The sequence below is a fragment of the Gammaproteobacteria bacterium genome (assembly GCA_016199745.1).
Lineage (GTDB): Bacteria > Pseudomonadota > Gammaproteobacteria > Acidiferrobacterales > Sulfurifustaceae > JACQFZ01.
The window spans coordinates 1-13325 of record JACQFZ010000035.1; the positions used below are offsets into that span (position 1 = coordinate 1).

General features: G+C 56.8%; 10 protein-coding genes. 4 read left to right on the top strand and 6 right to left on the bottom strand.

Annotated elements, in window-relative coordinates; genetic code table 11:
- Positions 1–202: 202 nt before the first annotated feature.
- The 4 genes from HY308_08670 to HY308_08685 form a co-directional block, all read right to left on the bottom strand.
- A complete protein-coding gene (locus HY308_08670; protein MBI3898356.1) occupies positions 203–535 on the bottom strand; it encodes a diguanylate cyclase in 333 nt (110 codons plus the stop codon).
- Complete coding sequence (locus tag HY308_08675) at positions 448–768, bottom strand: diguanylate cyclase (GenBank protein ID MBI3898357.1); 321 nt, start codon at positions 766–768, stop codon at positions 448–450. Before HY308_08675 ends, HY308_08670 begins: the two co-directional genes overlap by 88 nt.
- A gap of 570 nt (positions 769–1338) precedes the next feature.
- A complete protein-coding gene (locus HY308_08680) occupies positions 1339–2487 on the bottom strand; it encodes a patatin-like phospholipase family protein (GenBank protein MBI3898358.1) in 1149 nt (382 codons plus the stop codon).
- Between the two features lie 512 nt (positions 2488–2999).
- On the bottom strand, positions 3000–3473 hold the full coding sequence (locus HY308_08685; protein ID MBI3898359.1) for a helix-turn-helix domain-containing protein: 474 nt from the start codon (positions 3471–3473) through the stop codon (positions 3000–3002).
- Between the two features lie 116 nt (positions 3474–3589).
- Between HY308_08685 and HY308_08690 the strand changes: the two genes are divergently transcribed.
- The 4 genes from HY308_08690 (at position 3590) to mgtA (ending at position 10254) form a co-directional block, all read left to right on the top strand.
- The gene (locus HY308_08690) at positions 3590–3871 is read left to right on the top strand and encodes a hypothetical protein (GenBank protein MBI3898360.1); all 282 of its coding nucleotides are present in this window, start codon (positions 3590–3592) and stop codon (positions 3869–3871) included.
- A 5-nt stretch (positions 3872–3876) separates the two neighbouring features.
- Positions 3877–6051, top strand: coding sequence for a thioredoxin family protein (locus HY308_08695; protein MBI3898361.1), 2175 nt, complete (start codon positions 3877–3879; stop codon positions 6049–6051).
- A gap of 71 nt (positions 6052–6122) precedes the next feature.
- Positions 6123–6719 (top strand): thioredoxin family protein, encoded by a 597-nt coding sequence (locus HY308_08700; protein MBI3898362.1) that lies wholly within the window; start codon positions 6123–6125, stop codon positions 6717–6719.
- 985 nt (positions 6720–7704) lie between these two features.
- Positions 7705–10254 (top strand): magnesium-translocating P-type ATPase, encoded by a 2550-nt coding sequence (gene mgtA, locus HY308_08705; GenBank protein ID MBI3898363.1) that lies wholly within the window; start codon positions 7705–7707, stop codon positions 10252–10254.
- Here mgtA and HY308_08710 read toward each other — a convergent pair.
- Positions 10239–12680 carry a phosphoketolase family protein gene (locus tag HY308_08710; protein MBI3898364.1) on the bottom strand — a complete coding sequence of 814 codons (2442 nt, stop codon included), beginning with the start codon at positions 12678–12680 and terminating at the stop codon, positions 10239–10241. The two genes, mgtA and HY308_08710, sit on opposite strands and share 16 nt — an antisense overlap.
- A gap of 307 nt (positions 12681–12987) precedes the next feature.
- Positions 12988–13209 (bottom strand): hypothetical protein, encoded by a 222-nt coding sequence (locus tag HY308_08715; GenBank protein MBI3898365.1) that lies wholly within the window; start codon positions 13207–13209, stop codon positions 12988–12990.
- Positions 13210–13325 lie beyond the last annotated feature (116 nt).

Here is a 13325-nt window from a genome sequence, read left to right on the forward strand (position 1 = left end):
CTTGGCCCGGCAGTAAATCCTTGATTCGTTCCCACTGGTCGTCTCGCAATCCGTATCGTCTGGCCATCTTCCGCTGTGCTTGCTCGCAGTTGGAGAGAACAGAAGTATGACAAAGGGGATTAATTGATGACAGGCCCTAGCCAGCACACCGTAGTAACTTTCGTCCGACATCATTTGTCGGGAATCGATCGCACCGATTCGATTAGGTCGGAACTTCGGCAATACAAATGCGATCACGCCCCTCTCGCTTGGCGCGATAAAGCGCGGCGTCAGTAAGTGCCAGCAGCGTCTTGGCATCGTCTCCGTGCTGCGGCAACACTGCAATCCCCATCGAGGCCGTGAGTAGACCGAGCTTGCTGCCGTCGTGCTCGATACGCAATTGTTTAAGTCCGTCCGCCAGACGGTGCGTCAGTATGTCGGTTGCATCGAGCGCGGCGTCAGGCAATATCAGCGTGAATTCCTTGCCGCCATAACGGCAGGCGACATCTTCCTTGCGTATGCGGCGTTGCAAAAAACGGCCGAAGACGGAGAGCATGTCATCATCGACACCATGGCCGTAGGTGTCGTGAAGTGTTTGAAGTGATCGAGATCCAGCATCACAATACTGAGCGCGTGCTTATGCCGCCGACTGCGGCTCAGCTCCCGTTCGAGTGTCTCTTCCAGATAACGGCGATTGAACAACCCGGTGAGTGGATCGCGTATCGATTGATTGTGCAGCCGCGCACGAAGCCGAAAGTTCGATAACGCCAGCGTCAAGTGTTGCGCCACACGGTTTGCGAGGTGCACGTCGAGCTCTGCGAACGGTGAACTCAGTGGCGCGCTCCGCAGGTGCAGCACACCCTGGACATCGCCAAGGGCGCTCAACGGGATACAAAGATACTCCATCCAATTCGAGTCGACGACGTGTTGACACACGAGCCCACGATTATTTGCCAGCGCATAATGCGGGTGGCCACTGCGCAACGCCAAGTAATCCGCCGGGGCAAACTCCCGTATTGCAGGTGGGTGCTCGCCCCACGGTACCGAGGTGTTTAGAACACAGCACTCGAGCCGAGCCGGCTCTGCCGTACTGATGAGATGCGAACTCCGATTGAGTGTCAGAGTTCCGAGTTGGTGTTTCAAAAAACTTAATTATTTTAAGAAATGGGTCTAACTGGACACATGAAAAATCTTCGTCTTCACAAGCTGAAATAGCAACTATTTTTATATATCAGCATAAATTACTTAAACGCCACGGAGACCCCATGAAGCGATCGTGATGAGGACGAGCTTTCGAGAGTATGCCGCGGCGTATATCCAGATTGATATTCTTGAACACCTTGAACCCAGAGACGTAGGTTAATGAATACCGACGCGCACCTCGGCCGGCTTTTTTGGGTCGTTACGGATCATTTCTTCCGTGCGGACGATTCCGGCGACGGTGCGTTCCGCCGGCGCCTTCTGGAAATGTTTGTCGACGGCGTCACGACCGGCCTCGTAGCGCTTTCTAACGCCATACGGCGAGAAATCCATTCCCCCGGTCATGCCACCGGGCTCGGCCTGAATGACTTGAATGTTCTTGATGGCGCGAAGCCGTTGCAGCCAGTAAAAAGCCCGGTTCTTGCGCACCGGACTATCGCCCGGTAGCTCCGCATCTAATTGCGCGAGCATCTCGATGAAGCCCTTGAGACGAGACGTACCGCCGTATTGCGCCCAGAAGCGATTCTGATAACTGAGCTCGGTGATGCGCTCGTTTACCTCCAGCAGATTTTTCGGCACCGGCCGCTTGCTGGCGAACAAATTGACAACGAATATCGGCAGCGATTCGACGTCATCCGCACTCAGGAGATCGAGCAACGCTTCAATCGGCGTATTGCTAAACAGGCCACCATCCCAATACTGCTTGCCGAACATTTCAGTGGCAGGAAATCCCGGCGGCAGGCTACCGCTCGCCGTGACGTGTTCCGGCGTTATTTTGATTCGATACGACTTGACGTTTTCACGCTCGATTTTGTTCGGGCTATCAGCGGCGGTCCTGGCTGTCTCCGGAAAATAATTCGAGAACGTTTCCTGTCGTCCCGTCTGCACGTTGGTAGCGGTCACGGCGAAGCGCATGTGGTTCGGATCGCTGATCTTTTCAAAATCGCAAATCTTTCTCAGCGTCCCCAGCATCGGCCATATCACGCAAAGATTCGTCCACGTGGGCAACGCGTAGTAATCAAAACGCGGACGAAAGAAATTCCAATTCCCAAACAGCGATAACAGCGCCTGCCGGTTCGCCGGCAACCATGGAATCTGCGGCAGCGTAATCGCGCCCCACAATCGGTGCAGACTCTCGATGATATCGCCGTCACGAGCACCGGCGATCGCCGCCGCATTGATTGCGCCGATAGAAACACCCGTTACCGCTTTCGGCCGCCAGCCCAGCTCAACCAACCGCGTCACCGCGCCGTATTCGTAGGCACCGAGGGCGCCTCCGCCTTGCAAAACCAATCCCATCTGATTCATGTTCATTCCTTTCCAACGCGTTTCAGCGGTAGCGTGAGTTAGCGCCTGCAAAAGCACGCCTATTGAGGAAACGAAGCACAACGCGAGAGTGATGCACTACAGCGCATTTCCTGATGCGATCTGCGAGGCAACCGAAGTTACACCTACTTCAAATTTTTCCCAAATGACGTTTGTGCGGGGAAAAAACAAGCTATCTAATGGCCGAATTGAAAACGTTACTCTACGCACGAAAAGGACGGGAACCCGCTATTGCGTGTCAACCAAAAATAACCCGCCACAAAGGTTCGTGCGCGAACCCTTTCATGGGAAAATTTATAGAAGATCTACTACTGAACTCGTGAGAGGGAAAATGACCGATTCAAAACTAAGATATCGCGATGACTGGTGACACTTCGGTAGTGGCACACAAACGCCAGCGATGTCGCATGTAAGTACTCAAACTATTCTAGCAGAATCTTAGCAGGAACCTCAGGTAACAACTTGTCCAGAAGAACCTTCGGACCCATCGGCACCTAACAGCACTTGGCGATACCAGCATTGTCGGTCGATACCGCATACGAAGCCGTCAACGCTTCGAAGATCGTGCAATCGGGCGCTTTCGCATCGGGGCAGCAGACACGACAGTCACCGGCCATACGCATGAGCGCACTTTTGATCTGCTGTAGCTGAGTCAGTTTTGTCTCGATCAGATCTAGATGTCGCACGGTCAACGCCAGCGCATCCTGGCAGGAGCGTTGTTTGTCTTGCGAGAGCTCGATGAGCTCACGGACGTGCTCGAGCGTAAAACCTAACGTGCGCGCACGCCGTATGAAGAGTAGGCGGCTTACCTGAGCGGCTGTGTAAAGTCGATGTCCGCCGTCGCTGCGAGATGGCTTAGGAAGCAGCCCGATTTTTTCGTAGTAACGAATCGTTTCTATCTTGCAGTCGGTCGTCCGCGAAAGCCGGCCTATATTCCACATGTCGTTTGCCCTCGAAACCGCTTGCATCTGAAGTAACTCTAGGTTCTATGCTGCCGCCGTCCTGAAAAACAACGTTAACAGATGTTCGGGTTGAGAAGACAGGACAGCGATCGATTAGTTTCCAGAGGACTAGAAAAAACGTCATGAAAACAACCCAAAAAATCGGTTTGTTCGTCGGGCTCGCCTGCCTAGCGTGTTGCGCGGGTGTTGTTATTGCCGCCATCGGCACCCTAGGAGCGGCCGGCGCGTTCGTGCCGTCGCCATATATAAGCGAATTCCTGGAATGTGTTCTGCCGGTGGGACTGCTCGCGCTCGGCTATCTCGGCTACCGCGTTTATCAACATAAGCGCCGGTGTTGCGTCAAACGCGGTAGCGGATGCAATACGAATTCCTGTGGCACAACCCCTCCCCCTCCCAAGAGCTGATACGAATGGAATATCGCTTTAAAAAAATGAATAGCAATGAGAAGGCGTCACGCCTGGTATCGCTGTATGGCGTGTACCGGTTCGTCGTCTTAATTGCGGTCGCATGGGTCACTCCTGCTATTGCCTACGCCGAGGTTTCCGCCAATGTCGTTAAGACCAACCATGTCACCGCGCAACTCATCGCGGAACACATCGCACTCGTACCCGGCAAGCCGACCGGCGTTGCGCTCAAGATCGCACACATTCCTTACTGGCACACCTATTGGCGCAACTCGGGTGATTCAGGATTGCCGACCACGCTGCGCTGGACGTTGCCACCAGGCGCGCAGGCAAGTGACGTCCACTGGCCCGCACCGCAAGCACTCCCGTTCGGCCCGTTAATGAACTTTGGTTATGAAGGTGAGGTGTGGCTTATCTCCGAGATTCGACTGCCCACCCATTACACGGCATCGTCTGCCACGTTATCGGCGCATGCCGAATGGTTGGTATGCAACCATATCTGCATTCCTGAGCGCGGCGAATTCAGCGTGACGTTGCCAGTGATGGCGGCGGGTTCGCAAGCGCCGTTGAATCCAGCGGCAGCGACGGGACTCGCGCGCACGCGGGCGCTTCTTCCACTGCCGGCTAACGGCTGGCAACTCGAAGCAACTCGCGCCGCCGAGGGTGCCGTGCTGCAGGTAAAACCGCCGGCGGAGCTTGGCCAGCTGCGCGCTGCGCATTATTTTCCTTACGACCCAGGCTTGGTCGAACCCAGCAAGCCGCAACTATTGCGACCCACCGATACCGGCTACGCGCTCGACATCTCACGCGCGCTCCAACCGATTGCGCCGTTAACCCGCGCGCGCGGAATATTGGTAACCGAAACGTCGAAGGGTAACCAACCGCGCGTGATCGAGCTCGATGTGCCGATCACCGGCACCGAGAATAACGCGAGCACCCCGACAACTCCCGCCGCAACACCGCTCACACTAATGGCCGCGATCAGCCTCGCCATCATCGGCGGCCTAATCCTGAACGTGATGCCGTGTGTATTTCCGGTGCTGTCAATCAAGGTGCTCGCTTTCGCACAAGAAACTGATTCACGGCGCGTGCGCCGTCATGGCCTGTTTTATGCGCTCGGCGTCATCGTCTCCTTCTGGCTGCTCGCGGCCTTATTGATTGGCTTGCGCGCTGCCGGGCAACAACTCGGTTGGGGCTTTCAATTGCAGTCGCCGATAGTCGTCGCGGGATTGGCACTGCTGTTCTTTGTGCTCGCGTTGAACTTAATCGGTGCCATCGATTTTGGTCGCGTGTTGCCGGATGCAATGACGTCGACCCACGCGCGCCAACCCGATCTTGAGGCAATGCTATCAGGCGTACTCGCGGTTGCAGTGGCGTCGCCGTGCACCGGACCCTTTATGGGTGCCGCATTGGGAATCGCCATCACGCAGTCGAGCGCGACATCGTTCGCTGTGTTCACGGCACTCGGGGTCGGGATGGCATTGCCGTACGTGCTGCTCACCGCATTCCCCGGCGCTAGACGCCTATTACCAAAGCCAGGCGCTTGGATGGAACGGCTGCGCCAGTTCCTCGCGTTTCCGTTGTTTGCAACCGTCATCTGGCTCGCTTGGGTACTCGGTATGCAGCTCGGTACCGATGCCGTGATCTATTTATTGGGCGCTATGCTCTTGCTGGGATTTAGCGTGTGGCTCGCGCGTCAATCGAGAGAATCAAAACGCAAACTAGCGATGCGCGTCAGTTCGCTCGCCGCCGCGGTGAGCGCCGTCGCCGTCGTCGTGTGGCTCTCGCAGGGGCCAAGCGCGTCGACACCACCGACCAGCGCCTCGACCGACGCCAGCAGATGGGCCGCGTACTCGCCGCAGAAATTTGACGCCCTTAAGGCCGAAGGTAAAACCCTATTCGTCGATTTCACCGCCGCTTGGTGCATCACCTGCCAGGTCAACAAACGGTTCATCCTGGAAACCGACGACGTTCAACGCGCGTTCGCGGCACGACATTTCACCCTGCTGCGCGCCGACTGGACGCGACGCGATCCCGACATCACGCGCGCGCTGGAACAACTCGGACGCAACGGCGTGCCGGTGTATCTCATTCAACGGCCAGGTCAGCCGCCACGATTGCTACCGGAAGTACTCAGCAAAGGAGTCGTATTGCAGGCGATTAACGAGTCCTTTTATTAATCGTAGACAAACACCGTAACGCCGGGTCGTTCCTTGCGTATCTAAACATCATCATTTCAATGGAGACTACAATGAAACACGCCCTCTTAACGTCAATAACATTTGTCGCTGCCCTGTCCGTATCTGCTGTCGCGAGCGCCACCGCCTCCGTCGGACAAGCCGCACCGGACTTTAGCGTCGCCGACAGCGGCGGCAAGCAAGTCACCTTGTCGAGTTTTAAAGGGAAATACGTCGTGCTGGAATGGATGAACCCAGACTGCCCGTTCACGCAAAAGCACTACAAGGGCGGCAACATGCAGTCGCTGCAAAAGACCTACGGCAATAACAACGTCGTCTGGCTGACTGTGAGCACGGGTAGTCATGATTCGCCGAAGGCACTCGACGGCTGGCTCAAGGAAAAGAAGGCGGCACCAAAAGCACTCCTGATCGATGATGGCGCGAAGGTCGCCAGCCTTTATGGCGCGAAGACGACGCCGCATATGTTCGTGATTAGCCCGGAAGGTAAATTGATTTATGCCGGCGCGATCGACGACAACAGCAGCGCCAACGTCGAAGACATCAAAGTCGCGAAGAACTACGTTCGAGCCGCACTCGATGAATCCCTGGCGGGCAAAGCAGTGACAACGTCTGCGACCCAGCCTTATGGCTGTACCGTTGAATACAATTAAGCGCGTGTACCCAAGGGAGCCCCTTCTCGAAGGGGCTCCCGACCGGACGGCATAATCTGGGCATGCCTAGCGACGTGCCACAGCATACGCCCAGGCGCTGAGTCCGACTTTCATGGGAGAATTTATAGAAGATCTACCACTGAACTCGTGAGAGGAAAAATAATTGACTCAGAACTAAGACATTGCGACGGCTGGCGACAATTCGGCGGTGGCGCACGAACACCGATGTAGCATCGGCGTTCCACAAAAACTCAAGGATGGGAAAAAAATAACCGGGGTTTAAAACCCCGGAGCGGAATGGCACTTACTTAACTCGACTATGTTACTAAACTGACCTGCCCCGACCTTATTAGCAGGTTCCTTCCCCCTCAGGGGGAAGGACAGGATGGGGGTGAATTATGGTCGCTACTGCAAAAAACCCACCCCCACCCCGACCCTCCCCCTGAGGGGGAGGGAGCTAGAGCGTGCCGCGGCTTAAGTAAGTGCCATTCGGGTCTGACGCGACTGGCACGTACTTAATAGATTCACCGCCATAACAGCAGTGTTCCCTCTCCCCTTGTGGGAGAGGGAGTGTCGACGGATAGGCTTCGGCTTTTGTTTAAGTGCCATTCACCCCGGAGCGGTAAGTTATTGACTTAGAAAATGGCGTTCCCACGGGGATTCGAAACTCGGGTTAGTAGTATGGACTTGCCCTTCCAGGCTGCTAAAAAAAGTCGGTCGAAACCAGCGGGCCATTGAGTATTTGCAAGGTGCCGATCCTGTTAATAAGAGATAATGTGGACGTCGCGCAAACACTCCTAGAATCCAGTTATGGGTATTTTCGTGCAAGTTCTCTCCATTCCCTACTATATAAAGAATAGCCCTGCCCGAGATCAACTTCTGACCGCCATTAAGAAATCGCTTATCCAGCGGCGATCTTGGTCTGCGAATTTGTGAAACGTCGGCTCGGTTTGTCGATAGCCACCTCAACCGCGCCGCGCGCTAACTGATAATTTCGGTGCAGAATCAACAATCCTCGTTCTGGAATCTTCCGCTTACTTCCAATCAGTCGCAATTGAACGCGGGCCCAACCGGACTCACCGGTGAAGACGCTCGCCGACGCATTACCGCTATCGGTCCCAACACCTTACAGACACATCCTCGGCGCGCGTTGCTGCTGCAGTTTGCCGCTCGCTTCGGCAACCCGCTGGTCATCGTGCTGCTGGTGGCGAGCGGCGTCGCCGCGCTTACCGGGGATGTGGTGAGTTTCGTCATCATCGGTGTCATCGTACTTATCAGCGTGACACTCGATTTTGTACAGGAGTATCAAGCCGGCCGCGCTGCGGAACGATTACGCCTGTCTGTGACAACACGGGTAACGGTAGTGCGCGACGGTCGCAAGATTGACGTGAACATGGCCGACATAGTGCCGGGCGACACGGTGTTGTTATCGGCCGGCAATCTGGTGCCGGCCGACGGGCGCGTGTTGGAGGCCAAGGACTTTTTCGTGAACCAGTCGCTGCTCACCGGCGAATCCTATCCGGTTGAAAAGCACAGCGGCGATTTACCGGCGCCGACCGACGACATCAGCAAAGTCATCAACGCGGTGTTCATGGGCAGCTCGGTGATCAGCGGCGCCGCAACCGTCATGATCTGCCGCACGGGTTCGGCCACGGCGTTGGGTTCGATCGCCGAATCGCTGGCCACGAAAGCGCCGGCCAACGCGTTCGAGATCGGCACACACCAGTTCGGCATGCTCATCATGCGCCTGACCATCCTGTTGGTGTTGTTCGTGCTGCTGATCAACACCCTGCTCCACCGTCCGCTGCTTGAATCGTTTCTATTCGCCGTTGCCTTGGCCGTCGGTTTGACACCGGAGCTGTTGCCGATGGTGGTGTCGGTGACGTTGGCACGCGGCGCGTTGCGCATGGCCAAGAAAGACGTCGTCGTCAAACGGCTCGCGGCGATTCATAACCTCGGCGGCATGGACGTGTTGTGCACCGACAAGACCGGCACGTTGACACAAGCGTGTATCCATCTAGAGCGTCACATCGATGCCGACGGCCAAGACAGCACGCAGGTGTTAACGCTTGCCTACCTCAACAGTTATTTCGAAACCGGTCTCAAGAGTCCGCTGGATGATGCGATCCTCGAACACAAAGAGATTGACGTATCGAGCTGGCACAAGCTCGATGAGGTACCGTTCGATTTCGAACGCCGGCGCGTGTCAGTACTGGTAGATAACAGTCGCGAGCGCTTGCTGGTCGTAAAAGGTGCGCCGGAAGACATCCTACGTCTGTGCACGCATCACGCCGTCGGGCGCGAACAAAATCCGGCAAGCATCGATGTTCAAACGCTCGCGCGACTCCAGGCGCTGCGCACAAGCCTGGAGACGGAAGGCTTCCGAGTGCTGGGCGTCGCCTGGCGCAATGTCGCGCCAGATCATCCGCACGCCGTTGTGAGCGATGAAGCGGGGCTCGTCTTTGCCGGCTTCGCCGCTTTTCTGGACCCGCCAAAAGCGAGCGCCGCCGCGGCCCTTAAGTCACTCGCTGCCAGCGGCGTTACCATCAAGATCGTCACCGGCGATAGCGAACTAGTGACGCAACATGTTTGTGGCCTACTGGGATTACCGATTCACGGCATGCTAACCGGCGAGGCCATCCAGCACCTGGACGACCAGGCGCTACAAGTGCAAGCAGAGAACAACAATTTGTTTTGCCGCGTCACGCCGACGCAGAAAAATCGCATCATCCTCGCCCTCAAGGCGCGCGGTCATACGGTCGGCTATCTGGGCGACGGCATCAATGACGCACCGTCGCTGCACTCGGCGGACGTTGGCATTTCCGTCGACAGCGCCGTCGACATCGCCAAGGAGGCCGCGGAAATAATCCTGCTCAAACAGGACTTGAACGTCCTGTACGACGGCGTGCTCGAAGGTCGGCGCACCTTCGGCAACATCATGAAGTACATCATGATGGGCACGAGCTCGAACTTCGGCAACATGTTCAGCATGGCCGGCGCGTCGCTGTTTCTGCCGTTCTTGCCGATGCTGCCGGTGCAGATCCTGCTCAACAATTTGCTTTACGACATTTCTGAAATTGCCATCCCACTGGACCACGTGGATCAGGAATATCTCGAAAAGCCGCGACACTGGGACATGCGCTTCATTCGTAACTTCATGTGGGTCGTTGGACCGGTCAGCTCGGTCTTCGACATTCTCACGTTCTTCATCATGCTGCGGTTTTTCCAGGCGGGGCCAGCACTGTTCCGCACCGGCTGGTTCATCGAATCGATAGCGACTCAGGTATTGGTGATATTCATCATCCGCACGCGCCGCAGACCGTGGCGCAGCGTTCCCAATGTTTGGCTGTCGACAACGTCATTGGTAATCGTCATCGCTGCCATGGCGCTGCCGTTTACACCGATCGGTTCGTATTTCGATTTCGTCGCTCCGCCGCCGCTGTTTTTCCTGATCCTGCTGGGACTGCTGCTGTGCTATCTATTTGCGGCGGAGGCCGTTAAACAGTACTTCTATCGTCGTTATGCCTCGCGCTGAGGACTGTGATATTCGATACCGGCATCACTGGCGTTTCCGCGCGACCATCTCCAGTTGCGTATCTCGGGCATGTCCTCGCCATGCTCGACGATGTATCGTTTGTGCTCACGGCGTTTATCCTGCATCCGTTGTTTGAGGTCCGCGGCTTCGTCGGCAAGAAAAGGAACGCGGTCCGCCACGTCCATCACTAGGCGAAATCGATCGAGATCGTTGAGCACAACCATGTCGAAAGGCGTCGTCGTCGTGCCCTCCTCCTTATAGCCGCGTACGTGCAGATTGCCGTGATTGGTGCGCCGATAGGTCAGACGGTGGATCAGCCACGGATAACCGTGATAGGCAAAAATAACGGGCCTGTCTGTCGTGAACAGCGCGTCGAAATCGCGATCTGAAAGTCCGTGCGGGTGCTCTTCGCTCGGCTGCAGCGTCATCAGATCGACGACATTGACGACGCGCACCTTGAGCGACGGCACGAGTTGGCGCAGCAAGTCTACCGCCGCGAGCGTTTCAATCGTCGGCACATCGCCGGCGCACGCCATCACGACGTCGGCGGCCGCGCCTTGGTCGTTACTCGCCCACTGCCAGGCACCGATGCCCGCGGCGCAGTGCTTGATGGCGGCATCCATGTCGAGCCACTGCGGCTGATCGTTCTTGCCGGCGATGACGACGTTCACGAGGTTGCGCGAGCGCAGACAATGATCGGTCACGCAAAGCAGCGTGTTGGCGTCGGGCGGCAGGTAGACACGAATGATGTCAGCCTTCTTGTTCATCACGTGGTCGATGAAGCCCGGGTCCTGGTGCGAAAAGCCGTTATGGTCCTGACGCCAAACATGCGAGGTCAGAAAAATATTGAGCGAGGCGATCGGCCGCCGCCAGGGGATCTTTTTGGCGACCTTGATCCACTTGGCGTGCTGGTTGAACATCGAGTCGACGATATGAATAAACGCCTCGTAACATGAGAACACCCCGTGCCGGCCGGTGAGCAGGTAACCTTCGAGCCAACCCTGGCAGGTGTGCTCGCTCAAGATTTCCATCACCCGGCCATCCGGTGCGAGATGGTCATCGTCGGCAATGCGCTCGGCCATCCACGCGCGCTCGGTGACTTCGAACAAGGCGCCAAGCCGGTTCGAGGCGGTTTCATCCGGACCGACGACGCGAAAGTTGCGCGATGCCAGATTGAGCGTCATGACATCGCGCAGATAATTGCCCGTCACACGCATCGCCTCGGCCGATACCGAGCCCGGTGTTGGAATGTTCACGGCATAGTGACGATACTCGGGCAGATTCAAATCCTTGAGCAGCGCACCGCCGTTGGCGTGCGGATTCGCGCCCATGCGCCGTGCGCCGTCGGGCGCCAACGCCTGCAGCTCGGGACGCGGTGTGCCGTCGGCATCGAACAACTCTTCGGGCCGGTAACTCTTCATCCATTGCTCGAGGAGTTTCAGGTGCTCCGGCTTTTCCGCCAGCTCGCCGAACGGAACCTGATGCGAGCGCCAACTGCCCTCGGTTTTCTTTCCATCAACCTCTTTCGGTCCGGTCCAACCTTTCGGCGTCTTCAAGACAATCATCGGCCAATGTGGGCGTTCGTGTTGGCCACCTGAGCGCGCTTGTTTCTGAATTGACTTGATATCGGCGATGACAGCATCGACGGTCACCGCCATCTTCCGATGCATCGCCTCGGGCTCGCTGCCTTCAACAAAGTACGGCCGGTAGCCGAATCCGACGAGCACGCTTTCCAATTCCGCGCGCGGAATGCGCGCTAGTACGGTCGGGTTGGCGATCTTGTAGCCGTTCAAATGCAGAATCGGCAACACCGCACCATCGGTCGACGGATTGAGAAACTTGTTCGAGTGCCAAGCGGCCGCCAGCGGCCCGGTCTCGGCCTCGCCGTCGCCGACCACGCAGGCGACGATCAAATCGGGATTGTCGAACGCCGCGCCGTACGCGTGCGACAGCGAGTACCCCAGTTCGCCGCCCTCGTGGATCGACCCCGGTGTCTCCGGCGTCGCATGACTGCCGATGCCGCCCGGAAACGAGAATTGCCGGAACAACTTCTTCATTCCCTCCGCATCCTGCGACACGTTCGGGTAGAGCTCGCTGTAGGTGCCTTCGAGCCAGGTACTGGCCACCAGCGCCGGGCCGCCGTGACCGGGGCCGGCGACGATCATCACATTGAGGTCATACTTACTAATAGCGCGATTCAGATGGACGTAAATGAAATTGAGCCCGGGCGTCGTGCCCCAGTGACCGAGTAATCGCGGCTTCACGTGATTGATCGTGAGCGGCTCCTTGAGAAGCGGATTGTCGAGCAGATAGATCTGCCCGACCGATAGATAGTTCGCGGCGCGCCAGTACGCGTCGATTTTGCGTACGTCCTCGGCCGATAACGGGCCTACCGCGGGTTGGGTCGCCGTCGCTGCTTCATTCATGACTGAGTCTCCTTTGCTTTCATGCTCATCCTTGTAAGCGCTTGGCGCCGCTCTGCTGCGAGGGGTCGCGTAAGCAAGATGGAAATGGAATCAGAACCGAATGGTACTTACTTAAGCTCAGACAGACTTTGACTAGTTTTATACATTTTATAAATGGATCAGGGTTGCCTTAAGCAACAACGGGAGCGTGTCAGCCGATGTTCCCTTTTCCGCGGCGGTGAAATTGTTAAGTAAGTGCCATTCAAATCGGAACCTTTTCTATGGATGTCGATTGTCGCGCCATGGCCGGTGCAGGACTCGTTTGAATCTAATTTATTATCGCCACGGCAGCGCGTGCGAGCATTTCGGCTTCATCCACTGGAATTACCCACACCTCGACCTTACTGTCGCCGTCACTGATACGCGCTTGCCTTCCGATGGCGGCATGGTTGGTGTCGGTGTCGAGTGATATCCCGAGCCTTTCCAACCCTGACAAAATTTTCGAACGCACCCTCGGCGCGCGCTCGCCAACGCCGCCGCCGAATAGGATTGCCTCGGCGTACTACCACCGCTGGTGGACGGAAGTTCAGCACGCGCCACGCCAAGCACTCGCAAGCCGCGCTCGGCCATTGTTGCCACTTTCCCCAACAGGGTTGCGCGCGCGGA

Excerpts from the sequence above, each read along its gene's own strand:
- HY308_08670 (MBI3898356.1), bottom strand. The coding sequence starts at position 535 with ATGCTCTCCGTCTTCGGCCGTTTTTTGCAACGCCGCATACGCAAGGAA.
- HY308_08680 (MBI3898358.1), bottom strand. The coding sequence starts at position 2,487 with ATGAATCAGATGGGATTGGTTTTGCAAGGCGGAGGCGCCCTCGGTGCC.
- HY308_08685 (MBI3898359.1), bottom strand. The coding sequence starts at position 3,473 with ATGCAAGCGGTTTCGAGGGCAAACGACATGTGGAATATAGGCCGGCTT.
- HY308_08690 (MBI3898360.1), top strand. The coding sequence starts at position 3,590 with ATGAAAACAACCCAAAAAATCGGTTTGTTCGTCGGGCTCGCCTGCCTA.
- HY308_08695 (MBI3898361.1), top strand. The coding sequence starts at position 3,877 with ATGGAATATCGCTTTAAAAAAATGAATAGCAATGAGAAGGCGTCACGC.
- HY308_08700 (MBI3898362.1), top strand. The coding sequence starts at position 6,123 with ATGAAACACGCCCTCTTAACGTCAATAACATTTGTCGCTGCCCTGTCC.
- HY308_08710 (MBI3898364.1), bottom strand. The coding sequence starts at position 12,680 with ATGAATGAAGCAGCGACGGCGACCCAACCCGCGGTAGGCCCGTTATCG.